21 protein-coding genes are annotated in these 21,829 nt (G+C 72.8%); 18 read left to right on the top strand and 3 right to left on the bottom strand.

Going from position 1 to position 21,829, the window contains the following annotated elements; genetic code table 11:
• Nucleotides 1–25: 25 nt before the first annotated feature.
• The gene (locus tag U8525_RS24590; RefSeq protein WP_374268745.1) at nucleotides 26–232 is read right to left on the bottom strand and encodes a YbdD/YjiX family protein; all 207 of its coding nucleotides are present in this window, start codon (nucleotides 230–232) and stop codon (nucleotides 26–28) included.
• Nucleotides 229–2,295, bottom strand: a complete 2,067-nt coding sequence (locus tag U8525_RS24595) for a carbon starvation CstA family protein (RefSeq protein WP_374268746.1) — start codon at nucleotides 2,293–2,295, stop codon at nucleotides 229–231. The genes U8525_RS24590 and U8525_RS24595 overlap by 4 nt, the downstream gene beginning before the upstream one ends.
• A gap of 417 nt (nucleotides 2,296–2,712) precedes the next feature.
• Here U8525_RS24595 and U8525_RS24600 point away from each other — a divergent pair, with 417 nt between their 5' ends.
• Nucleotides 2,713–3,171: a DUF6321 domain-containing protein gene (locus U8525_RS24600; protein WP_374268747.1), complete on the top strand. Its 459-nt coding sequence runs from the start codon at nucleotides 2,713–2,715 to the stop codon at nucleotides 3,169–3,171.
• Here the strand turns inward: U8525_RS24600 and U8525_RS24605 are convergent.
• The gene (locus U8525_RS24605; protein ID WP_374268748.1) at nucleotides 3,109–3,744 is read right to left on the bottom strand and encodes a helix-turn-helix transcriptional regulator; all 636 of its coding nucleotides are present in this window, start codon (nucleotides 3,742–3,744) and stop codon (nucleotides 3,109–3,111) included. The genes U8525_RS24600 and U8525_RS24605 overlap by 63 nt on opposite strands.
• Before the next feature lie 191 nt (nucleotides 3,745–3,935).
• Between U8525_RS24605 and U8525_RS24610 the strand changes: the two genes are divergently transcribed.
• From U8525_RS24610 to U8525_RS24690, 17 genes are all read left to right on the top strand, one after another.
• Nucleotides 3,936–6,419 (top strand): ribonuclease H-like domain-containing protein, encoded by a 2,484-nt coding sequence (locus U8525_RS24610; RefSeq protein ID WP_374268749.1) that lies wholly within the window; start codon nucleotides 3,936–3,938, stop codon nucleotides 6,417–6,419.
• A gap of 82 nt (nucleotides 6,420–6,501) precedes the next feature.
• Entirely contained in the window at nucleotides 6,502–8,043 is a 1,542-nt protein-coding gene (locus tag U8525_RS24615; protein ID WP_374268751.1) for a hypothetical protein, read from the top strand.
• 192 nt (nucleotides 8,044–8,235) lie between these two features.
• Entirely contained in the window at nucleotides 8,236–8,901 is a 666-nt protein-coding gene (mdcG, locus tag U8525_RS24620; protein WP_374268752.1) for a malonate decarboxylase holo-[acyl-carrier-protein] synthase, read from the top strand.
• A 334-nt stretch (nucleotides 8,902–9,235) separates the two neighbouring features.
• The gene (locus tag U8525_RS24625) at nucleotides 9,236–9,967 is read left to right on the top strand and encodes a beta-ketoacyl synthase chain length factor (protein ID WP_374268753.1); all 732 of its coding nucleotides are present in this window, start codon (nucleotides 9,236–9,238) and stop codon (nucleotides 9,965–9,967) included.
• Complete coding sequence (locus U8525_RS24630) at nucleotides 9,960–10,739, top strand: lysophospholipid acyltransferase family protein (RefSeq protein WP_374268754.1); 780 nt, start codon at nucleotides 9,960–9,962, stop codon at nucleotides 10,737–10,739. The genes U8525_RS24625 and U8525_RS24630 overlap by 8 nt, the downstream gene beginning before the upstream one ends.
• A complete protein-coding gene (locus U8525_RS24635) occupies nucleotides 10,726–10,989 on the top strand; it encodes a phosphopantetheine-binding protein (protein ID WP_374268755.1) in 264 nt (87 codons plus the stop codon). Before U8525_RS24630 ends, U8525_RS24635 begins: the two co-directional genes overlap by 14 nt.
• Before the next feature lie 33 nt (nucleotides 10,990–11,022).
• A complete protein-coding gene (locus tag U8525_RS24640) occupies nucleotides 11,023–11,283 on the top strand; it encodes an acyl carrier protein (protein ID WP_223741657.1) in 261 nt (86 codons plus the stop codon).
• Nucleotides 11,280–11,831 carry a hypothetical protein gene (locus U8525_RS24645; protein ID WP_374268756.1) on the top strand — a complete coding sequence of 184 codons (552 nt, stop codon included), beginning with the start codon at nucleotides 11,280–11,282 and terminating at the stop codon, nucleotides 11,829–11,831. The genes U8525_RS24640 and U8525_RS24645 overlap by 4 nt, the downstream gene beginning before the upstream one ends.
• Nucleotides 11,824–13,533 carry an AMP-binding protein gene (locus U8525_RS24650; protein WP_374268757.1) on the top strand — a complete coding sequence of 570 codons (1,710 nt, stop codon included), beginning with the start codon at nucleotides 11,824–11,826 and terminating at the stop codon, nucleotides 13,531–13,533. Before U8525_RS24645 ends, U8525_RS24650 begins: the two co-directional genes overlap by 8 nt.
• Entirely contained in the window at nucleotides 13,530–14,267 is a 738-nt protein-coding gene (locus U8525_RS24655) for a glycosyltransferase family 2 protein (RefSeq protein ID WP_374268758.1), read from the top strand. Before U8525_RS24650 ends, U8525_RS24655 begins: the two co-directional genes overlap by 4 nt.
• Nucleotides 14,264–15,211: an acyltransferase gene (locus tag U8525_RS24660; protein ID WP_374268759.1), complete on the top strand. Its 948-nt coding sequence runs from the start codon at nucleotides 14,264–14,266 to the stop codon at nucleotides 15,209–15,211. Before U8525_RS24655 ends, U8525_RS24660 begins: the two co-directional genes overlap by 4 nt.
• Entirely contained in the window at nucleotides 15,183–16,742 is a 1,560-nt protein-coding gene (hutH, locus tag U8525_RS24665) for a histidine ammonia-lyase (protein ID WP_374268760.1), read from the top strand. Before U8525_RS24660 ends, hutH begins: the two co-directional genes overlap by 29 nt.
• The gene (locus U8525_RS24670; protein WP_374268761.1) at nucleotides 16,732–17,151 is read left to right on the top strand and encodes an acyl-CoA thioesterase; all 420 of its coding nucleotides are present in this window, start codon (nucleotides 16,732–16,734) and stop codon (nucleotides 17,149–17,151) included. Before hutH ends, U8525_RS24670 begins: the two co-directional genes overlap by 11 nt.
• The gene (locus U8525_RS24675) at nucleotides 17,148–17,756 is read left to right on the top strand and encodes an outer membrane lipoprotein carrier protein LolA (RefSeq protein WP_374268762.1); all 609 of its coding nucleotides are present in this window, start codon (nucleotides 17,148–17,150) and stop codon (nucleotides 17,754–17,756) included. Before U8525_RS24670 ends, U8525_RS24675 begins: the two co-directional genes overlap by 4 nt.
• Entirely contained in the window at nucleotides 17,746–20,043 is a 2,298-nt protein-coding gene (locus tag U8525_RS24680) for an MMPL family transporter (RefSeq protein WP_374268763.1), read from the top strand. Before U8525_RS24675 ends, U8525_RS24680 begins: the two co-directional genes overlap by 11 nt.
• Complete coding sequence (locus U8525_RS24685) at nucleotides 20,040–21,269, top strand: NAD(P)/FAD-dependent oxidoreductase (protein WP_374268764.1); 1,230 nt, start codon at nucleotides 20,040–20,042, stop codon at nucleotides 21,267–21,269. The genes U8525_RS24680 and U8525_RS24685 overlap by 4 nt, the downstream gene beginning before the upstream one ends.
• Nucleotides 21,257–21,826: a DUF3261 domain-containing protein gene (locus tag U8525_RS24690; protein WP_374268765.1), complete on the top strand. Its 570-nt coding sequence runs from the start codon at nucleotides 21,257–21,259 to the stop codon at nucleotides 21,824–21,826. The genes U8525_RS24685 and U8525_RS24690 overlap by 13 nt, the downstream gene beginning before the upstream one ends.
• The last annotated feature ends 3 nt before the right edge of the window (nucleotides 21,827–21,829 follow it).

A 21,829-nucleotide genomic window follows, 5' to 3' on the forward strand; every position in this document is an offset into this window, starting at 1 on the left:
CCGTGCGCTCAGCCTGCGCGCCGCTTCAGCAGCACCGGCCGCCTCCAGCGCGATAGCGGGCCTGGAGGCGGTCGTTGAAGAACTCGGCATAGGTCATCACCGCGCGGTCGGGATGGTGCTGACGCATGTGGGCGACATAGGTGTCGTAGTCCGGCACGCCAATCATCGACCGCGCGGTGCGCACGGCCTGGCGCCAGCCGTGCTGGAGCGCCTGCGTGAGCGCGCGCCTCATGGCTTCACCGGGAAGGCGGTGGCCACGTAGGGCGTCTCGTGCGAGGTGGGCACCGGCGCGCGGCGGGCCCGGAGCGCGGCGCGCACGCCGAAGAGCACCGTCGCCACCACGACGATCATGAAGAACACGGTGAGGCCCGCATCCAGGGAGTCATTGCGGATGATGGCCTCCATCTCCTCCACGGACTTCGCCGGGGCGATGACGCGCCCCTCCGCCACCGCCTGGGAGAAGACCCGCGCGTGGGCCACGAAGCTCACGCGCACGTCGCCACCGAAGACCTTCTGGAAGCCGGCGGTGAGGGTGCACAGGACCAGCCACGCGGCGGGGATGCCGGGCACCCAGACGTAGCGCTCGCGCTTCATCTTCACCAGCGTCACGCAGCCCAGCGTCAGCGCCACCGCGGCGAGCATCTGGTTGGCGATGCCGAACAGCGGCCACAGCGTGTTGATACCGCCCAGCGGATCCACCACGCCCTGGTAGAGGAAGTAGCCCCAGGCGGCCACGCACAGCCCCGTGGCCAGCAGGTTCGCGCCCCAGGACTCGGTGCGCTTGAGCGGCGCGTACACCAGGCCCGCCAGCTCCTGAATCATGAAGCGCCCCACGCGCGTGCCGGCGTCCACGGTGGTGAGGATGAAGAGGGCCTCGAAGAGGATGGCGTAGTGGTACCAGAAGGCCATCATCCCCTGCCCGGACACCAGCCCGTGGAGGATCTGCGCCATGCCCACCGCCAGGGTGGGCGCGCCGCCCGCGCGGGACAGGATGGTCGTCTCACCGATGTCGCGCGCCGTCTGCTCCAGCACCTCCGGCGTGATGACGAAGCCCCACTGGCTGAGCGTCGCCGCCGCCTTCACCGCGTCCGAGCCGATGAGCGCCGCGGGCGAGTTCATCGCGAAGTAGACGCCCGGCTCCAGCACCGTCGCGGCGATGAGCGCCATGATGGCCACGAAGGCCTCCATCAGCATGGCGCCGTAGCCCACGAGCCGCGCGTCCCCTTCCGTGGCCAGCATCTTCGGCGTGGTGCCGGACGCGATGAGCGAGTGCCACCCGGACACCGCGCCGCACGCGATGGTGATGAAGAGGAACGGGAACAGGCCGCCGGAGAACACCGGCCCGGAGCCGTCCACGAACCGGGTCACCGCGGGCATGCGCATGTGCGGCGCCGCCAGCACGATGCCCACCGCCAGCAGCAGCACGGTGCCAATCTTGAGGAAGGTGGACAGGTAGTCGCGCGGCGCGAGCAGCAGCCACACCGGCAGCACCGCCGCGCAGAACCCGTAGCCGATGAGCAGCCACGCCAGCGTGCGGCTGTCGAAGGTGAACAGGGGGCCCCAGGTGGCGGACTCGGAGACCTGACCGCCCAGCCAGATGCTGAGCATCAGCAGCACGAAGCCGACGATGGACACCTCCAGCACCTTGCCGGGCCGCACGTAGCGCAGGTACAGGCCCATGGCCACCGCGATGGGGATGGTCATCGCCACGGTGAAGGTGCCCCAGGGGCTGTGCGTCAGCGCCTTCACCACCACCAGCGCCAGCACCGCGAGGATGATCATCATGATCATCAGCACGCCCACCATGGCCGTGACGCCCGCCGCGGGCCCCAGCTCCATGCGCACCATGTCGCCCAGCGACTTGCCGTCGCGGCGCACGGACAGGAACAGCGTCACGAAGTCCTGCACCGCGCCAGCCACCACCACGCCCGCGAGGATCCACAGCGTGCCGGGCAGGTAGCCCATCTGCGCGGCCAGCACCGGACCGACCAGGGGTCCCGCGCCCGCGATGGCGGCGAAGTGGTGACCGAACACGACCCAGCGGTCCGTGGGCACGTAGTCCAGGCCGTCGTTGCGGCGCTCTGCGGGGGTGGCGCGCGTGGGGTCCACCTGGAGCGCCTTCTCCGCGATGAACCGGCCGTAGAAGCGATAGCCCAACATGAAGACCGCGACCGAGGCGACCACCAGCCAGATGGCGCTGATGGACTCGCCCCGGTGCAGCGCGATCACGCCCAGGCAGAAGGCCCCCGCCAGCGCCAGGGCCACCCATCCCAACTTCCGAGCGACTCCACCCATGATGTCTCCCAGCAGCGGGCAGGCCACCCCTACCCCCGCGGGAGGTTTATAGCGCACGGCCCACGGCGCCCCGCTCCAGTCGCGGCCAGGGCGTCGGGGAGTGGAGGGGCCTGGGCCAGGCCGTGCGCCTCGTCCACGTGGGCCTGCGCGCCGCGCGCGCCGTGGCGGAAGACGAGCGCCGCGGAGGTCTCCGGAGCGTGGCGCTCGCACGGCCACGGCGGGCTGCCCACGGTGGAGCTGGAGGGCTCGCGGCTGCATGCGAACCAGCACCGGCCGCGCGTGCGCTGGAGGCTGCGCGCGTGCCTCCGGAGGCGAAGCCCACGCCGCGGAAGGCAGGCGGCCTGCCATGCCGACGCGGACCGCACGACCTACCTCTCCGGCGGAGCGCCTCACCACCGTCACCGAGGAGCACGCCCGATGCCGACCCGCTCCGCCACTCGACAGAACGTCACGCCCACGCGGCGCCTGAAGGACCCGAAGGGCGGCCTCACGGCGGCGGGCCGCGAGTGGCTCCACGAGAAGGAGGGCGCGAACCTCAAGCCCGGCGTGAGGGGCAAGGCGGACACGCCGGAGAAGCTGCGCCGCAAGGGCAGCTTCCTGCGCCGCCACTTCGCGCGCCCAGCGATGGCTCCCCGACCGCCCGGGGCTCGGTGCGTCAGCACCCGCTCAGGCTCGGGCGCCACGGTCTGCGGCATGGAGCCCGCCGTCGGCTCCGTCACGGTCGACGTCCCCGGGATGAGGCCACCGCCGCTGCCTCCGCCTTCATCCGCGCCGCCATTGCCGTTGAAGCCGTCCGCGCCCCGCCTGGGCGCTTCAGGCGCCCACCACCTCCGCCCGGGTGATGCGGTCCAACCGGAAGTGGCGCCGCTCGCCTGACGCGAGGTCCACCGCGTCCAGCCGCGTCTCGTGCCGGTCCATCACCACGGACTCGATGCGCACCTCGCGCACCGTCTCCAGGAAGTTGCCGTCCACGTAGGTGATGCGCAGCGGCTGCCGCTCGAACCACGCGCGCTCCAGTGCCTCGCGCACGGGCTTGCGCGTGGGCAGCGACGGCACGCCCAGGAACGTCAGCTCGCGCAGCCGCGCCAGCAGCTCCCGCTGCGCGGACGTGGACAGCGCCGCGCGCACCTTGTCCAGCGCCGACTCCAGCGTCCCCGTGAAGGGCAACAGCCGCATGTCGATGGCGAAGCGCCCCAGCGCCACCACCAGCGCCGCCTCGCGCGCGGTGAAGTTCACCGGCGGCAGGCTGTAGCCCCGGTCCAGCGCGTAGCCGCCGCCCCGGCCCCGCTCCGCGCCCACCGGCAGCGCCGCGGCGCGCAGCGCGTCCAGGTCCCGGTAGATGGTCCGCACCGTCACGCTGAAGCGCTCCGCCAGGACCTCCGCGGTGACGCCCGTGCGGCGGCCTCTCAGGTACTCCGCGAGTGCGAAGAGTCGCTCGGTGCGCTGCATGATGGTGAATCCTGACATACCGCTGTCAGCCAGGGGCCTCAAGCTGACAGCAGGCCCCCGCGATGCGAAGCCCTTCCGACAGCGCCCCGCCGCTCCTGTCCGCCCACCCTTGCGAAGCGGGCGCCCGCGCGCCTAAGAGCGGCCGGAGCAGTGCCCGCGCGAAGCACCTCCCGCCCCCTGAGCCCCCACCCATGGTCCCGCCGCCCCATCCGCTGGAGGACGAGTGGTTGTGGGGCTGGGACCCCACGCCGGGCATCGTGTCCGTCTGGGCGGAGCCGGACGGGCGCGCCTTCATCTGGAAGCGGCAGCCGGGCACGCACGCGCGCCTGCGCGAGGACGCGCGGTACCGCCCGTGGGTGCTGCTCGCGTCGCTCCAGGACCTGGAGCACCTGGGGAACGCGCTCAGGCCCGAGGGCCCGTCGCCCGCGCCGGGTGTGGTGACGTACCGGGAGCTGGAGGGCCCCGGCGCGCTGCGGTTCCTGGTCAGCGCGGACGACGGCCGCGCGCTCGCATCCGCGGTGCTCAAGGGCGCGTCGAAGCGGCTGGACCAGCGCGTGGGCCACCTGCGCGACCTGGGCCCGGCCGCCGCGCTGGTGCTGCCTCCGGAGGAGCAGTACCTGGTGGCCACCGGCCGCACGTACTTCCGCGACCTGGGCTTCGACGACCTGCGCCGGCTCCAGTTCGACCTGGAGACCACCGGGCTGGATCCATCGAAGGACCGCATCTTCCTCGTCGCGCTGAGGGACCCGGGCGGCCGCGCGGAGACGCTGGAGGTGACGGCGGACGGCGACGCGGGCGAGGCGGACCTCTTGCGCCGCCTCGTCGCGCGCGTCCGCGAGGCCGACCCGGACGTGGTGGAGAACCACAACCTGCACGGCTTCGACCTGCCCTTCCTGGACCAGCGCGCGAAGCGGCTGAACGTGCCGCTCGCGCTGGGCCGGGCGGGGCTGCCGGGCCTGCGCCACCGCCCGTCCGCGAGGGGCGCCGCGCTGAACCGGGGGCCCGGAGGCCGGGACGCGGACGCCATGCGCCGCGCGCGCTACACCGTGCCCGGCCGCGAGTTCATCGACACGCTGGACGCCGTGCGCCGCCACGACTTCGCCGCCCGGGACCTGCCCGGCCACGGCCTCAAGGCGGTGGCGCGGCACCTGGGCCTGTCCGGGCCGGACCGCGAGCTCATCCCCGGCGCGCGCGTGCACGAGGTCTTCCTGAAGGACCCCGAGCGCGTGCGCCGCTACGCGCGCGAGGACGTGACGGAGGCCGCGGGCCTGGCGCACCTGCTGGGCGGAGCGGCGTTCGCGCTCGCGCGCATGGCCCCCAGGCGCTACGAGCGGCTGGCGGACGCGGGCCCGGCGACGGGCGTGCTGGATCCGCTGCTGGTGCGCGCCTACCTGCGCTCGGGCGCGGCGCTGCCGGCCCATGAATCCGGCGACGGCACGTCCCACAGCGGCGCGGCGCTGCACCTGTTCGCCACCGGCGTCGCGCGCCACATCGTGAAGGCGGACGTGGCCAGCCTCTACCCGTCGCTCATGCGCCAGTACCGCATCGGCCCCAGGCGCGACCGGCTGAACGCGCTGCTCGCGCTGGTGGACCGGCTGGTGGATCAGCGCCTGGACGCGAAGGCCCAGGCGAAGAGGGCCCCGCCCGGCTCGCAGGAGCGCCACACGCACGAGGCGGTCTCCGCGGCGATGAAGATCCTCATCAACTCCGCCTACGGCTACCTGGGCGCGGTGGGCCTCACCCGCTTCTCGGACGTGCACGCCGCCAACGAGGTGACGCGGCGCGGACGCGAGCTGCTGGGCCTGATGTGCCGCGAGCTGGCGCACCGGGGCGTGACGCTGCTGGAGGCGGACACGGACGGCGTCTACTTCGCGGTGCCGGAGGACTGGACGGAGGCCGACGAGCGCCGCGTGGTGTCCGAGGTCGCCAGCCTGCTGCCGCCGCGCGTGAAGCTGGAGTTCGACGGGCGCTACGCCGCCATGCTGTCGCACGAGCCCAAGAACTACGCGCTCCAGCCGTACCACGGCCCGCTCCTCTTGCGCGGCGTGGCCTTCCGCTCCAGCCGCGCGGAGCCCTACGGAGAAGCCTTCCTGCGCCGCGCCCTCCAGCACCTGCTCGCAGGGGACGTGCGCGCCGTGCGCGACACCTACGTGGACGCGGTGATGGCGCTGCGCCGGCGGCAGGTGCCCACCTTCGAGGTCTCCGCGCAGGTGCGGCTGACCAAGTCCCCCTCGCAGTACCTGGCCACGCGCAAGCAGCGAAAGGAGCTGCCGTACGAAGCCCTGCTCTCGAACGGCCGCGAGCACTGGGCCCTGGGCGAGCGCGTGCGCATCTACCGCGCCACGGGCGGCCGCGCGGGCCTGCTCCCGGACGCGGACGCCGAGGACGGCGAGCCCGCCTCCCGCCCCGCCCGGGGTGCCCCCACGGACGATGACGCGCGCGACTACGACGTCGAATATTACGTGCGCCTGCTCAAGGACTCGTTCGCGGCCCGGCTCGCGCGGGGCCTCACGCCGGAGGACTTCGCCACCGTGTTCGCGGACCCCGACCAGCCCTCGCTCTTCACCCCGTCCCTGTCGGACGCGCGGCCCGTGCTCACCGTCGTGAGAGCGCCCCGAGGCCCGGAGTTCGGTGAGGACCCGCAAGTGGTTGGAGCCCCGCCCTTCTCAACCTGACTGGAACGCTGCCGTGTCCCGGTTCCTCCGAGAGTCGTGGGGAGGCCTCTGCTACGTTGCGTCAACCCTGATGGCCCCTTCGTTGACGAAGCGTCCCACGCCGCGCGCGCTGGTGGTTCCCGGCGCCGTGGCCCTGCTGCTCCTGCTCCCCTGGCTCATCTATTGGAGCGCGATCATCCACCGGTATGGCCTGCGGGATGACTACGCCATCCTCCGCGAGGCGCGCGAGGAGCCGGGGAAGATCCTCCGCGTCTGCGCCTCGCAGGGCCGGCCGCTCTACGGCTGGATGCTGGAGGCGTCCGCGAAGGCGGCGGGCGGCATCGACGGGCTGATGGGGCTGCGCCTGCTGGGCGTCGCCGGGCTGGGCGTGCTCGCGGCGGCGGTGTTCCTGCTGCTGCGCAGGGAGGGCTGGCGGCCGGGCTCCGCCGCGCTGCTGGCGGGGTTCCTCACGGTGACGCCGTCCGCGCAGGTCATCGCCAACTGGAGCATCTGCTGGCCGCAGGCGGTGGCGCTGATGCTGGGCCTGGGCGCGTTCACCCTCGCCCGCCGCGCCATGGGCCCGCCCGGAGCGTCCGCGCCCGTGCGGTGGCCCTCCGCGCTGGCCGCGGTGGGGGCCATGGCCACCGCGACGCTCATCTATCAGGTGAGCGGGCTGTTCTCCGCGGTGCTGCTGGCGGCGTCGCTGGTGGTGCACCGCGACGTGTCGCTGAAGGACACCGCGCGCTGGATGCTCAAGCACCTGCTGGTGATGGGCGCGGGCCTGGCGCTCGCGTACGCCGTCACGCAGGTGCTGTTCAAGGCGGGCGTCTTCCCGCCCTCGCCCCGGCTCACCTTCGAGAAGCACTGGGTGGACAAGACCGTCTGGGCGCTCACGCACGTGTTCCCCAACGCGCTCGCGCTGTCGGCGCTCAACGAGGCGCCGGTGGGCGACATGGACGGCTACTGGGCCATGGTGGCGCTGACGCTGACGCTGCTGGGCGTGGGCGTCGCGGTGGAGGGGCGCCGCTCCGGGCTGGGCGGCGTGGGGCGCTGGCTCCTGGCGCTGGTGACGCTGTCGGGCGCGGCGTACTCGGTGAGCTTCCTCGCCGGGGAGCGGTGGCCCACCTACCGCACGCTCAACGCGCTCACCGGCGTGTGGGCCGTGTTCTTCGCCGCGTCGCTGGTGAACCTGGGCACCATCTGGCCGAAGCACGGCCCGCGCGTGGCCACGGGCCTGCTCACCGTGTTCGTGGCCTTCAGCGCCTTCCTCGCGCACGAGCAGTCGCTGGAGCTGTTCGCCCTGCCCCAGGGCCGGGAGCTGGCGGTGATGGAGCGGGGCGCGAGCCTCGTCGTCCCGGACCGCAAGCCGCGCGTCTTCGTCCTCACCGCGAAGCAGGCGGACTCCACCGCGCCCTTCCACTACCTGGACGAGTTCGGCTCCGTCTCCGTGGACGCGGAGTGGGTGGCCAAGGAGATGCTCAAGGCCCTGGTGAAGGAGCGCTTCCCCCGCGAGCGCGACGTGAGCGGCCTCTACCGCTTCGCCGCCGGCCCCGTCGCCCCCGAGCCGCGCAACTACGACATCCTCATCGACATGCGCCGCCAGCACGTGAGCGCCGCGAGCCCCATCCTCCAGAAGCCCCGCTAGCCCGCCGCGAAAAGCCATCCGGGGAAGCCCTGATGCGTGCGCCGGGCTCCCACCCGGTTTTCCGGGGAGATTGACGAGGTGCGGGCCTCCCGCGGCGCGTCGTGCAGGTTGCGCCCCACCGGACGCGCGAATCCGGGTAATGAATCAGCGGGTGAGGTCCTCGGTTCATCCGGCCCCGGGAGATGCACGCTGATGGACGGTGAGCGTCCGGTTCGGCACGACTGGGTATACCTGCGCGCCGGCTGGGCGGAGGCCCTGCGTTCCCCGCTGGCCCCGGACGTGCTCGAGCAGGTGACGGCGTGGCGGGAGCAGGGCCGGCCCTTCGCCGTCGCCCGCCAGGAGCTGGAGGACCCGGAGGACGCGCTGCGGCTGGGGCTCACCCTGCCCGACCGCCGCCACCGCCACCTGTCGCTGCACGTGGCCCTGGCCGCCGTGGAGCGCCGCCTGCCCCCGCCCACGGCGCAGGAGGCGCGCGCCACGGCCCCCGCGGCCTGGGGGCCCGCCCTGGACGACGTCATCGCCCTGGGCGCCGCGCTGGACCTGACGGTGGGCGTCTTCGGCTCGCTGGCGTGGCAGCACCGCTCGGGCGTGCCCTTCGTCCGGCCGCTGTCGGACCTGGACCTGCTGTTCGCCCCTGCGCGCTGGTCCGACGTGGAGCGGCTCCTGTTCGGGCTGGAGGCGGTGTCGCGGCGCCACTCGGTGGTGCGGCTGGACGGCGAGGTGCTGCTGCCGGACGGCGGCGCCGTGTCCTGGCGCGAGCTCGCGCTCGAGCCCGAGCGCATCTGGGTCACCGGCCCGCGCGGCGCCAGCCCCCGCACGCTCCGCGAGCTGCGCGCGCTCTTCCCCGCCGAGCCCTGAAGCACGCGCGACCCGCGCGCGCCGCGTGAATACGCGCGCCCGTGGACGCGTCTCGCAGCACGCGGGCGCACCCCGCCTCCACCGCCCATTTCAGATGACTCGCCGGGTTTCTCACGCCCCGGCGCGCCGCTCCCCTGGACAAACCTGCAAGAACGTGAAGGCCGAGGCCGTGTTGCGTCGTCCACCAGCAAGAACAGGGAGTTGTGGAAGCCGCCGAGCAGGCGGAGCGGCGAGCTCCTGGCGCCCGCCCCGCCTGGGGAGTCCGCCCAATTGTCACCCTGTGGATGCTTTGGTAAAGGTTGTCTTTGGGGGCGCCTGGGGCCTCTCCGTCACCATGATGGGATTCTCCGTACAGCGCTGGGCCGCGTGGGCCCCCGGGCTCATCCACCCTTCTTCCTGGGAAACGTGGCTCGCGACTCCGCACGCGCTCCCCGCCGAAGGCACGCCCGCGCTCGCGGCGATGCCGGCGATGATGCGTCGCCGCGTGGACCGGCTGGGTCGCATCGCGCTCCAGGCCGCCTATGACGCGCACGTGGACGCGCCGGACGCGCCCGTCGTCTTCGCGTCGCGGTATGGCGACCTCGGGCGCTCGGTGGAGCTGCTCACCCAGCTGGCGCGCGCGGAGCCGCTGTCGCCCACCTCCTTCAGCCTGTCGGTGCACAACGCCATCGGCGCGCTCTACTCCATCGCGCGCGGGGACACGTCCGCGTACGCCGCCGTCGCCGCGGGGGAGGAGACGGTGGAGGCGGCGTTCACGGAGGCGTGCGGCCTGCTGTCCGACGGCGCCCCCCGCGTGATGGTGGTCGTCTACGACGAGCCCGTGCCCGCGCCGTGGGAACACTTCTCCCGGGACGTGGCGTTTCCCCATGCATGGGCCTGTCTCCTCTCGGCCAGCACCGGCGCGGACGCCATCCACCTGGACTGCGCGGCCAGCGCCCCGGACGCGAGCCCGGACGCAGCGGACCTCCCGGTGGACCTCCGCGCCCTGCGCTTCCTCGTCTCCGGCGCCTCCCGGTGGGAGCACGCGACGGGCGGCCGCCGCTGGCGGTGGGCGCGCCATGCTTGAGCGGCTCGACCGGCCGTGGCGCATCTTCGCCACCGGGCTGTCCTTCGCCACCTTCGGGCTGGGGGGCCTGGCGCTGCGCCTCCTCTACTTCCCGCTGCTCGCGCTCTTCGTGCGCGACCCGGAGCGGCAGCAGCGGCTGGCGCGGCTCGCGGTGCACCACACGTTCCGCTTCTTCATCGGGTACATGCGCTTCCTGGGCGTGCTCACCTACGAGCTGGAGGGCGTGGAGAAGCTGTCGCGCTCCGGGCTGCTCATCCTGGCCAACCACCCGTCGCTCATCGACGTGGTGTTCCTCATCTCGCTGGTCCCCAACGCGGACTGCGTGGTGAAGGCGAGCCTGGCGAACAACCCCTTCACGCGCGGCCCCATCCGCGCGGCGCGCTACCAGTGCAACGACTCCGGGCCCGGGCTCGTCCAGGACTGCATCGCGTCCGTGAAGGCCGGCAACAACCTCATCATCTTCCCGGAGGGCTCGCGCACGCCGCTCGACGGGACCATGCAGCTTCAGCGCGGCGCCGCCAACATCGCGGTGCGGGGCCCGTGTGACATCACGCCGGTCATCATCCGCTGCGTGCCCCGGGGCCTCGCCAAGGGCGTGCCCTGGTGGCGGGTGCCGGAGAAGGCCATGCACTACGTCATCCGCGTGGAGGATGACATCCATGTGTCGTCCGAGGACGTGGACGCGGGCGAGGCGGCCAGGGCCGCGCGCCAGCTCACCACCCGCCTGCACGACCACTTTCGAAGGGGGAGCCAGGGACATGTTGGAGCTTGAGCAGGAGATCAAACGTCTGGTCATCGAGACGTTGAACCTCGAGGACGTCACGCCGGACGACATCGATCCGGCGGCGCCGCTGTTCGTCGAGGGGCTGGGGCTGGACTCCATTGACGCCCTGGAGCTCGGCCTCGCGCTGCAGAAGTCCTATGGCGTCGCGCTGGCGAGCGACTCCAAGGAGAACCGCCGCCACTTCGCCAGCGTTCGGGCGCTCGCGGACTTCGTCAGCACCCACCGCACCCGCTCCTGAGTCGCCCCTTCAAAACCCAAGCGAGGAACCCCCATGACCAAGCACGAGCTGTTCGAGCGCCTGAGCGCCATCCTCCAGGAAACCTTCGACATCGAGCCGTCCCGCATCATCCCGGAGGCGCGGCTGCACGACGACCTCGACATCGACAGCATCGACGCCATCGACCTGCTGGTGCGCCTGAAGCCGGTGACGGGCCAGCGCGTCCCTCCGGAGGTCTTCCGCTCCGTTCGGACCATCCAGGACGTGGTGGACGCGCTGTACGGCCTGCTCGGCAGCGACTCCGCGGCGGCGTGAAGCGTCTTCGCCCGGTGCTGTTGGGGCTCTTGAGCCTCGCCTACCCGCCGCTCGTCTATCTGGGCCTGGGCCACTTCGAGCCCCGCTGGATGGCGCTGCCCCTGGCGGCCATGGCGGTGGTGCGCGCGGTGGCCACGCGGGAGAAGGTGTGGCTCGCGGCCGCGGTGGGCGCCCTGGTGCTCGCGGGCTCCAGCATGCTGGGCAACAACGCGCTGCCCCTGAAGCTCTACCCGGTGCTGGTGAACGGCGTGCTCCTCGCGGTCTTCGCCACCAGCCTGGCCTGGCCGCCCAGCGTGATCGAGCGGCTGGCGCGGCTCCGGGAGAAGGACCTGCCGCCGTCGGGCGTGGCGTACACGCGCCGGGTGACGCAGGTGTGGTGCGGCTTCTTCGTGCTCAACGGCGCGCTCGCGTGCGCCACGGCGCTCTTCGCGAGCGACGCGACCTGGGCGCTCTACAACGGCCTCATCGCCTACGGCCTCATGGGCCTCCTGTTCGCGGGCGAGTGGGTGGTGCGGCAGCGGGTGCGCGCACGGCACGCCCATGGCTGAGCCGCTCGCGCTCGAAACCCTCCTCGTCCACGGCCGACCCGCTGGGCACCCCGTGGCCCGGGGCGAGGACGGCGTGCGGGACTTCGGTGCGTTCCGCGCCCGGGTCGCCGGCTGGCGCGCGACCTTCGCGGCGCACGGCGGCCGGCGCTTCGCCCTCTTCACCGAGGACGCCTTCGACTTCGCCACCGCGCTGCTGGGCGCCTGGCACGCGGGCGCGTGCGTCTACCTGCCCGCGGACGCGCGCCCCGCCACGCTGGACGCGCTGCGGGCCCACGTGGACGGCTTCGCGGGCCGGGCCCCCCAGGGCCTGCCGCTGCTCGCGCCCGCGGGGAACGAGGACGGGGCGCCCGCCGCGTTCCAGGCGCTGTCGCCGGGGCTGGCCGCGCTGGTCGTCTACACGTCCGGCTCCAGCGGCGAGCCCACCGCCATCCCCAAGCGCCTGTCGCAGCTGTCCAGCGAGGTGGCCACGCTGGGCCGGCTGTTCGACGCGGACGCGGGCGACGCGCCGGTGCTGGCCACCGTGTCGCACCAGCACATCTATGGCCTGCTGTTCCGGGTGCTGTGGCCGCTGACGTCGGGCCGTCCGTTCGACGCGCACGTCCTGCCCTACCCGGAGGACATCCTGGCCGCGCTCCAGGCCGGCCCCTCCTTGCTGGTGGCGAGCCCCGCGCACCTGAAGCGCCTGCCCGCGACGCTGGCCTGGGCCTCCGCGCGCGCGAACCTGCGCGGGCTGTTCTCCTCCGGCGGGCCGCTGACGCCCGAGGCGCTCCAGGCCTGCCGCGACCTGCTGGGCCGGGCGCCGGTGGAGGTGTACGGCAGCTCGGAGACGGGCGGCGTCGCGTGGCGCCGGCGGGACACGGACGAGCTCGCGGCCTGGCGGACGATGCCGGGCGTGGAGGTGCGCGCGGACGAGGACGCGCTCCGGGTCCGCTCGCCGCACCTGGACCTGCCCGCGGGCGAGTGGTTCACCACCGAGGACCGCGCGCGGCCCGTGGCCGGCGGCTTCGAGCTGTTGGGGCGCCGCGACCGGCTGCTCAAGCTGGAGGAGAAGCGCGTGTCGCTCTCCGCCATGGAGCGCGCGCTGGTGGCCGGGGGCCTCTTGCGCGAGGCGCGGGTGCTGCCCCTCCAGGAGGGGCACCGGGTCATCCTGGCGGTGGTGGGCGTGCCGGACGCGGATGGCTGGCGGCTCCAGGAGTCGGGGGGCAGGCGGTCCCTGAGCCAGGCCCTGCGCGAGAAGCTGGCCCCGCATTTCGAGCCCAGTGCCTTGCCGCGCCGGTTCCGGTATCTGGAGGCCATGCCGGTCAACTCCCAGGGCAAAGCCACCGAGGCGGCGCTCACCGCCCTCTTCGACCCGAAGCGCCCCCCGTTCCGCGTGCTGGAGCGCTCCAGCGACCGCGCGCTCCTGGCGGTCGAGGTCCCCGCGAACTCGCCGTACTTCGACGGGCACTTCCCGGGCTCGCCCATCCTGCCCGGCGTCGTGCAGTTGGAGTGGGCGCTGCTGCTGGGCCGCGAGCACTTCGCGCTGCCGCCGGACTTCCTGCGGCTGGAGACGCTGAAGTTCCAGCAGATCATCGCGCCCGGCGCGCGGCTGACGCTGGAGCTCACCTGGGCGAAGGAGTCCGGGCGGCTGGGGTTCAAGTTGACGTCGGCCGTGGGCGCGCACGCCAGCGGCCGCATCGTGTTGGGGGGAGGGGCGGGATGAAGGTCTGCGCGGTGATTCCGGTCTACAACCACGGCGAGGCCGTGGGCGCGGTGGTGAAGGCCGTCCGCGGCCACGGGCTGCCCTGCGTGCTGGTGGACGACGGCAGCGAGCCCGGCTGCGCGGCGGTGCTGGACGGCCTGGCGCGCGAGGACAGCGAGCACGTGGAGGTGGTCCGCCTGCCCCGGAACGAGGGAAAGGGCGGCGCGATGATGGCGGGCCTGCGCGCGGCCCGCTCCCGGGGCTACAGCCACGCGCTGCAGATCGACGCGGACGGCCAGCACGACGCCAACGACATCCCCCGCTTCCTGGCGCTGGCGGAGGCGCAGCCGGACGCGCTGGTGTGCGGCACGCCCGTCTACGACGAGTCCGTGCCCAAGGGCCGGCTCTACGGCCGCTACGCCACGCACATCTGGGTGTGGATCAACACGCTGTCGTTCGCCATCCGCGACTCCATGTGCGGCTTCCGCGTGTATCCGCTCGAGCCCACCGTGGCGCTCATCGACTCGGTGCGGATCGGCAAGCGGATGGACTTCGACGTGGAGGTGCTGGTGCGCCTGTTCTGGCGCGGCATGCGCATCCTCAACCAGCCCACCCAGGTGCGCTACCCCACCGACGGCATCTCCCACTTCGACGTGCTCTGGGACAACGTGCGCATCTCCGGCATGCACGCCCGGCTCTTCTTCGGGATGCTGGGACGGCTGCCCGTGCTGCTCTGGCGCAAGGTGGCCGGATGAAGCCCCGCCATTGGGCGGAGATGGGAGAGACCACCTTCGTCGCGGGCATCTGGATCCTCTATTGGATCCACCGCCTGCTGGGCCGCTGGCCCTTCCGCGTCTGCCTCTACCCGGTGGTGCTGGTGAACTGGCTGCGGCGGCCCGCGCTGCGCCAGGCCTCGCGCCAGTACCTGGAGCGGATGCAGGCCGCCACCGGGGCCCTGGGACACGCGCCCCGCTGGCGCGACAGCGTGCGCCACGTGCTGATGTTCGCGGAGACCCTGCTGGACAAGCTGCTCGCGGTGAGCGGGCGCTACCGCTTCGAGAGCGTCCGCACGGAGGGCCGCGAGGAGTTCTACCAGGTCGCGGCGTCGGGCCGGGGCGGCGTCATCGTCACCGCGCACATGGGCTGCCTGGAGCTGTGCCGCACCATGGCGGAGCGCCGGGGCGAGGTGAAGCTCAACATCCTGGTGCACACCCTGCACGCGGAGCAGTTCAACCGCCTGCTCAAGCGGCTCCACCCGGAGAGCGGCTTCCGGCTGATGGAGGTGACGGACCTGGGCCCGGCCACCGCCGTCGCGCTGAACGAGCGCGTGGAGGCCGGCGAGTTCGTGGTCATCGCGGGCGACCGCATCCCGGTGAATTCCGCGCAGACCGTCCGCGTCGACTTCCTCGGCCACCCGGCGCCATTCCCGGTAGGCCCCTACGTGCTGGCGGCGCTGCTCAAGTGTCCGCTCTACCTGCTGGGCTGCATCCATGAGGGCCAGGGCTACACCATCCACTTCGAGCGCCTCTTCGAGCGCGTCGTGCTGCCCCGGGGCAGGCGCGAGGAGGCCCTCACCGACTGCGCCCGCCACTACGCGGGCCGGGTGACGGCGCTGCTCGAGCGCGCGCCCTACGACTGGTTCAACTTCTTTCCCTTCTGGGATCAGGTGCATGTCTCCGCGAAGCCCCCAACCTTCTGACACCCCGGTCCGCTTCGACGGCGGGCGGCTGACGCTCGAGGACGTGGGCGCCCTGTCGCGCCGCGAGCGGCCGGTGGAGCTGGGCACCGCCCCGGCCTTCCGCCAGCGCATCGCCAGGGGCGCCGCGTTCCTGGACCGGCTGCTGGCGGAGGACGGCGTCATCTACGGCGTCACCACCGGCTACGGCGACTCGGTGACGGTGTCCATCCCGCCCGCGCTCGTCGCGGAGCTGCCCCACCACCTCTACACGTACCACGGCATCGGCGCGGGCCGGTTCCTCACCCCGGAGGAGACGCGCGCGGTGCTGGCCACGCGGCTGGCGTCCCTGTCGCAGGGCTTCTCCGGCGTGGGCGTGGCGCTGCTCACCCAGCTGGAGCTGCTGCTCAAGCACGACGTGCTGCCCCTGATTCCAGCCGAGGGCTCCGTGGGCGCGTCCGGCGACCTCACGCCCCTGTCCTACGTGGCGGCGGTGCTGTGCGGCGAGCGCGACGTGTGGCACCAGGGTGCGCGCAAGCCCGCGGCCCGGGTGCTGGAGGAGCTGGGCATCTCCCCCCTCAAGCTGCGGCCGAAGGAGGGCCTGGCCATCATGAACGGCACCGCCGTGATGACGGCCCTGGCGTGCCTGGCGTGGGAGCGGGCGGAGTACCTGTCGCGGCTCGCCACGCGGCTCACCGCCTTCAACGTCCTGGCGAGCGCCGGCAACGCGCACCACTTCGACGAGACGCTCTTCGCGGCGAAGCCCCACGCCGGCCAGCAGCGCGTGGCGGCCCGCCTGCGCGCGGACCTGGTCTCGGACCGCCCCGCGCGCAACGAGCAGCGGCTCCAGGACCGGTACTCGCTGCGGTGCGCGCCGCACGTCATCGGCGTGCTGGAGGACGCGCTGCCCTACTTCCGCACGCTCATCGAGAACGAGCTCAACAGCGCCAACGACAACCCGCTCATCGACCCGGACGGCGAGCGGGTGCTGCACGGCGGCCACTTCTACGGCGGCCACATCGCCTTCGCCATGGACGGGCTGAAGACCGCGGTGGCCAACGTGGCGGACCTGCTGGACCGGCAGCTGGCGCTCCTGGTGGACCCGCGCTTCAACCACGGGCTGCCCGCGAACCTCTCCGCGTCCACCGGCGCCCGCGCGGCCATCAACCACGGCCTCAAGGCGGCGCAGATCAGCGTCTCCGCGTGGACCGCGGAGGCGCTGAAGCAGACGCTGCCCGCGTCCGTCTTCTCCCGCTCCACCGAGTGCCACAACCAGGACAAGGTGAGCATGGGCACCATCGCCGCGCGCGACTGCCTGCGCGTGCTGGAGCTGACGGAGCAGGTGGCCGCGGCGATGCTCATCGCGGCGCGCCAGGGCGTCACCCTGCGCCAGCGCCTGGACGCGGACGCGAAGCCCGGCCCCGCCCTGGCGGAGATGCACGCGGACCTGGAGGCGCGCATCCCCCTGCTGGTGGAGGACCGGGCGCTGGACGGCGAGCTGCAGGAGCTCCTCACCGCCATCCGCCGCCGGGACTGGAGGCTCCATGAAGCCTGACCTGAGCTGCGAGCTGGCGATAGAGCCGCCGTTCCACGACCTCGACATGATGGAGATCGTCTGGCACGGCCACTACGTGAAGTACCTGGAGCTGGCGCGCGCCGTCCTCCTGCGCAGGCACGACTATGACTGGCCGCAGATGCGCGAGTCCGGGTACGGCTGGCCCGTGGTGGAGATGAAGCTCAAGTACGTCGCCCCCATCTCCTACAAGCAGCGCATCATCGTGCGCGCCGAGATCACCGAGTGGGAGAACCGGCTGCGCTTCGACTACCTGCTGCGCGACGCGGACACGGGGCGCAAGGTGAACCAGGCCCACACCATCCAGGTCGCGGTCTCCTTGAAGACGGGCGAGATGCAGTACGTCTGCCCGGAAGTCCTCTGGAAGAAGCTGGGAGTGTGGCCGGAATGAAGCCCTTGCTCGTGTTGATGGTGTCGCTGCTGTCCCTGAGCGCCCACGCGGCGGACCTGGTGAAGGACGTGCGCGCGCGGCTGGTGGACGCGCCGCTGGTGCGCGGCCAGTTCGAACAGAAGAAGACCGTGGCGGGCTTCAAGAAGCCGCTGGTGTCCAGGGGGGACTTCCTCCTGGCCCGCGACCAGGGCGTGCTGTGGAACACGCGCACGCCCTTCGCCTCCACGCTGACCGTCACGCGCAAGTCGCTGAGCGCGCAGCAGGGCACGGGCGGCGCGGCCTACCACCTGGACTCCGCCAAGGAGCCCGCGCTGGCGGCGGTGAACGAGCTGCTCTTCGCGCTCCTGTCCGGCGACATCGCGGCGCTCCAGAAGCGCTTCACGGTGGAGGGCGCGCTGGTGGGCGACAAGGGCTGGAAGCTGGATTTGACGCCCACGGACGCGGGGCTCGCGCGCGTCTTCAAGCACATCCACCTGGAGGGGGACGGGTACGTGCGGCAGGTGCGGCTGGACGAGACGCGCGGCGACAGCAGCGTCATCTCGTTCGAGCAGCTGGCGCAGACGCCCCCCCCCGATGCGACGGAAGCCGAACGCCTTGGCCAATAAGCTGGCAATCCTGTGGGCGCTGGTGGTGCTCGCCGTCGGCGTGCACCAGGTGCGGTTCTGGCGCTCGGCGAGCCTGGACACGGACGTGCTCGCGCTCCTCCCGGAGGACGAGCAGGCGCCGGAGGTGGACGCCGCCACGCGCAAGCTCGCGGACGAGGCCGGCCGGCAGCTGGTGCTGCTGGTGGGGGCCCAGGACTGGCCGTCCGCCCAGAAGGCCGCGGACGAGGCCTCGCGCGCGCTGTCGGAGTCCTCCGACCTGCTGGAGCCGGCGGTGGTGGACACCTCCACGCTGGAGAAGGCGGTGGAGTTCTACCGCCCCTACCGCGACCGGCTGCTCACGCCCGCGCAGCGCCAGTGGCTGGCGAAGGCCACGCCGGACGAGCTGGGCGGCACGGCGCTGATGAAGCTGTACCAGCCCGCGGGCGCGCAGCTGACGGACTGGAACGCGGATCCGCTGGGCCTGTGGCAGGACTGGTGGCAGGCCCGCGCCGCGGAGACCTCCGCCCGGCCCCGCGACGGACGGATGTGGCTGTCCGGCGAGGGGCGCGAGTGGGTGCTCCTCATGTGGAAGAGCAAGGTGTCCGCCTTCGCGCTGGGGGACGGCTCGCGCATCACCGCCGCGGTGGAGCGGACGCGCGCGCGGGTGGAGGCCGCGGTGCCCGGCGGACGGCTGGTGGCCGCGGGCGTGCCGCTGTACGCGGAGGCCGCCGCCGCGCAGGCCAGCTGGGAGATGTCCACCATCGGCTTCGGGTCGCTGGCGGCGGTGCTCCTCCTGGTGTGGCTCACCTTCCGCTCGCTGCGGCCCATCCTCCTCGTGGGCGTGTCGCTCACGCTGGGCTGCGCGGTGGCGCTCACCGTCACCGCGCTCGTCTTCGACCGGGTGCACCTGCTCACGCTCGTCTTCGGCTCCAGCCTGGTGGGCGTGGCGGAGGACTACGGCTTCCACTACTTCGCCGCGCGCCAGGGCAAGGCCCCGTCGGAGCGCGGCCGGGTGATGCGCTCGCTGCTGCCCGGCATGGTGCTCGCGCTCGTCACCAGCGTGGTGGCGTACCTGGCGCTGGGGGTCGCGCCCTTCCCGGGCCTGCGGCAGATGGCGGTGTTCTCCGCCGCCGGCCTCACCGGCGCGTTCCTCACCGTGGTGTTCTGGTTCCCCTCGATGGACACCGGCGCGCTGCCCATCACCTCCTTCGCGGAGCGCTTCTCCGCGTCCATCACCCGCTGGCCGCGCGTCGCGTCCACGCCGGCCTGGTGGGCGTCCGGCGCGCTCCTCACGGTGCTGGTGGCCGTGGGCATCTGGAAGCTGGAGCCCCGGGACGACCTGCGCCAGCTGCAGGGCGCGCCCGCGAACCTCATCGCGGATCAGCGCGAGCTGGGGCGCCTGCTGGGCCTGCCCAGCCCCGCGCAGTTCTTCCTGGTGCAGGGCGACAGCGACGAGCAGGTGCTCGAGCGCGAGGCCACGCTGAAGACGAAGCTGGACACGCTGGTCGCGGAGAAGGTCTTCGCGGGCTACCGCGCCGTGTCCGACTGGCTCCCGTCCGAGGCGCAGCAGCGCGAGGACGCCGCCCTGAGCGCCCGCGCGGAGGCCCAGGCCGTCGCCGCCGTCAGCGCGTCCACCGGGGAGGCCCCCACGCGCGCCGCGTTCTCGCCGGAGCCGCTCACGGCCGCGCGGTTCCTGGCCGGCCCCGCCGCCAGCGCCATCCGGCAGCAGTGGCTGGGGACGCTGGGCAAGGCGCAGTACAGCGTCCTCATGCTCCGCGGCCTCAACGACCCCAAGGTGCTGCCGCGCCTGGAGGAGGTGGCGAAGGGCCTGGAGGGCGTGCGCTGGGTGGACAAGACGGCGGAGATCTCCGGCCTGCTCACCCGCTACCGCCGCATCATGGGCTGGCTCATCGTCGCGGGCTACGTCGCGGTGCTGCTCACGCTGGTGGCCCGCTTCGGGCGCGAGGCGTGGCGCGCGTGGATCCCGTCCGTGATGGGCACGCTCCTGACGCTCGCCATCTTCGGGTGGGCGGGCGCGCCGCTGCAGCTCTTCACCGTGCTCGGGCTGGTGCTGCTGCTGGGCATGGGCGTGGACTACGGCATCTTCCTCCTGGAGCACCCCGGCGACGGCTCCGCGTGGCTCGCGGTGGCGCTGGCCGGCGTGAGCACGCTGCTGTCCTTCGGGCTGCTGGGCCTGTCCGCCACGCCCGCGCTGCGCTCCTTCGGCCTCGCCATGCTGCTGGGCGAGGTCACCATCTGGATCATCACCCCTTGCTTCCGTCTTCCACCCGGGAAAGCCACACATTGAAAACCGAATCAGCGGACATCCTCATCATCGGCGCGGGCCCCGCGGGCTCCGTCGCGGCGGGCCTCCTTCGCAAGCAGGGCCGTGACGTGCTCGTCCTGGAGCGCGAGCAGTTCCCGCGCTTCTCCATTGGCGAGAGCCTGCTGCCGCAGAGCATGGAGTACATCCAGGAGGCCGGCTTCCTCCAGGACGTGGTGGAGGCGGGCTTCCAGTACAAGAACGGCGCCGCCTTCGAGCGCGCCGGCAAGTACACGGACTTCGACTTCCGCGAGAAGTTCAGCCCGGGTTGGGCCACCACCTACCAGGTGCAGCGCGCCCACTTCGACCACCTCCTGGCCAGGGCCGCGGAGCGCAAGGGCGCCACCGTGCGCTTCCGCCACGAGGTGCTGACCGTGGACGTCTCCGGCGCGCAGCCGGAGGTGACGGCGCGCTCCCCCGAAGGCGAGACGTACCGCGTGAAGGCGCGCTTCCTCCTGGACGCGAGCGGCTTCGGCCGCGTGCTGCCCCGCATGCTGAACCTGGAGACCCCGTCCCACTTCCCCGTGCGCGGCGCCATCTTCACGCACGTGGAGGACCGCATCCCGCCCGGCGCCTTCGACCGGAACAAGATCCGCGTCACGACGCACCCGGAGCACGTGGACGTCTGGTTCTGGACCATCCCCTTCTCCGGCGGCCGCTGCTCGCTGGGCGTGGTGGCGAAGAAGGAGTTCCTGGACCGGTACACCGGCACGGACACGGAGCGGCTCCAGGCCATCGTGAGGGAGACGCCGTCGCTCCAGAGCCTCCTCAAGGACGCGGTCTGGGACACGCCCACGCGCAAGCTCTCCGGCTACGCGGCCAACGTGAAGTCGCTGTGGGGCCCGGGCTTCGCGCTCCTGGGCAACGCGGGGGAGTTCCTGGACCCGGTGTTCTCCTCGGGCGTCACCATCGCCTTCAAGTCCGCGAGCCTCGCCTCGGCCTGCATCGCCCGGGCGTTCGCCGGGGAGCCGGTGGACTGGGAGAACGAGTACGCGAAGCCGCTCAAGGCGGGCGTGGACACCTTCCGCACCTTCGTGGAGTCCTGGTACGAGGGCGGCTTCCAGGACATCATCTTCCACCCGAACCCGTCGGAGGACGTGCGCCGGATGATCTCCGCCATCCTCGCCGGCTACGCGTGGGACACGAACAACCCCTACGTGGCGGACAGCAAGCGGCGCCTGGCCGTCCTCGAGGCCCTGTGCGCGGCCTGATCCCCGCCCTGCTCGTCGCGGGGCTCGTGGCCTGCACCACCGCGCCCCGGCCCCGTCCTTCCGCCCCCGGCGAGCCGCTGCCGGAGCTGCGCCTGCCCCCCGCCGCCCTCGGGGCGTCCGTGAGCCTGGCGCAGCAGCTGGTGTTCGCGCACGAGCAGGACCCCGGCGGCCCGCGCTCCCTGGAGGCCCTCCTGGAGGTGGATCCAGCCCAGCTCCAGCTGGCCGGGCTGGCCATGGGCCACCGCATCCTCACCCTGCGTTGGGACGGCAACCACCTGGACGAGGAGCGCGACCCCCGCCTGCCCGCCCAGTTCAACTCCGCCCTGGTGCTGCGGGACGTGCAGCTCGTCTACTGGCCGGCCGACGCCGTGCGCGCCGCCCTGCCCGACGGCTGGACGCTGGAGGATGGACCCACGCGACGCACCCTGTCGAAGGACGGCAGGGAATGGGTGACGGTGCGCTACGATGGGGCGCCGCGCTGGGAAGGGCGCACGCAGCTCACCAACCTCTCCGAGCACTACCAGCTCACCATCGAATCGCACGCCGCGTCCGAGTGACAC

It is taken from the genome of Corallococcus sp. RDP092CA (genome assembly GCF_041903675.1).
Lineage (GTDB): Bacteria > Myxococcota > Myxococcia > Myxococcales > Myxococcaceae > Corallococcus.

What these genes read in the sequence shown, in the direction of transcription:
- U8525_RS24590 (WP_374268745.1), bottom strand. Translation starts at nt 232, where the DNA reads ATGAGGCGCGCGCTCACGCAGGCGCTCCAGCACGGCTGGCGCCAGGCC.
- U8525_RS24595 (WP_374268746.1), bottom strand. Translation starts at nt 2,295, where the DNA reads ATGGGTGGAGTCGCTCGGAAGTTGGGATGGGTGGCCCTGGCGCTGGCG.
- U8525_RS24600 (WP_374268747.1), top strand. Translation starts at nt 2,713, where the DNA reads ATGCCGACCCGCTCCGCCACTCGACAGAACGTCACGCCCACGCGGCGC.
- U8525_RS24605 (WP_374268748.1), bottom strand. Translation starts at nt 3,744, where the DNA reads ATGCAGCGCACCGAGCGACTCTTCGCACTCGCGGAGTACCTGAGAGGC.
- U8525_RS24610 (WP_374268749.1), top strand. Translation starts at nt 3,936, where the DNA reads ATGGTCCCGCCGCCCCATCCGCTGGAGGACGAGTGGTTGTGGGGCTGG.
- mdcG (WP_374268752.1), top strand. Translation starts at nt 8,236, where the DNA reads ATGGACGGTGAGCGTCCGGTTCGGCACGACTGGGTATACCTGCGCGCC.
- U8525_RS24625 (WP_374268753.1), top strand. Translation starts at nt 9,236, where the DNA reads ATGATGGGATTCTCCGTACAGCGCTGGGCCGCGTGGGCCCCCGGGCTC.
- U8525_RS24630 (WP_374268754.1), top strand. Translation starts at nt 9,960, where the DNA reads ATGCTTGAGCGGCTCGACCGGCCGTGGCGCATCTTCGCCACCGGGCTG.
- U8525_RS24635 (WP_374268755.1), top strand. Translation starts at nt 10,726, where the DNA reads ATGTTGGAGCTTGAGCAGGAGATCAAACGTCTGGTCATCGAGACGTTG.
- U8525_RS24640 (WP_223741657.1), top strand. Translation starts at nt 11,023, where the DNA reads ATGACCAAGCACGAGCTGTTCGAGCGCCTGAGCGCCATCCTCCAGGAA.
- U8525_RS24650 (WP_374268757.1), top strand. Translation starts at nt 11,824, where the DNA reads ATGGCTGAGCCGCTCGCGCTCGAAACCCTCCTCGTCCACGGCCGACCC.
- U8525_RS24655 (WP_374268758.1), top strand. Translation starts at nt 13,530, where the DNA reads ATGAAGGTCTGCGCGGTGATTCCGGTCTACAACCACGGCGAGGCCGTG.
- U8525_RS24660 (WP_374268759.1), top strand. Translation starts at nt 14,264, where the DNA reads ATGAAGCCCCGCCATTGGGCGGAGATGGGAGAGACCACCTTCGTCGCG.
- hutH (WP_374268760.1), top strand. Translation starts at nt 15,183, where the DNA reads ATGTCTCCGCGAAGCCCCCAACCTTCTGACACCCCGGTCCGCTTCGAC.
- U8525_RS24670 (WP_374268761.1), top strand. Translation starts at nt 16,732, where the DNA reads ATGAAGCCTGACCTGAGCTGCGAGCTGGCGATAGAGCCGCCGTTCCAC.
- U8525_RS24675 (WP_374268762.1), top strand. Translation starts at nt 17,148, where the DNA reads ATGAAGCCCTTGCTCGTGTTGATGGTGTCGCTGCTGTCCCTGAGCGCC.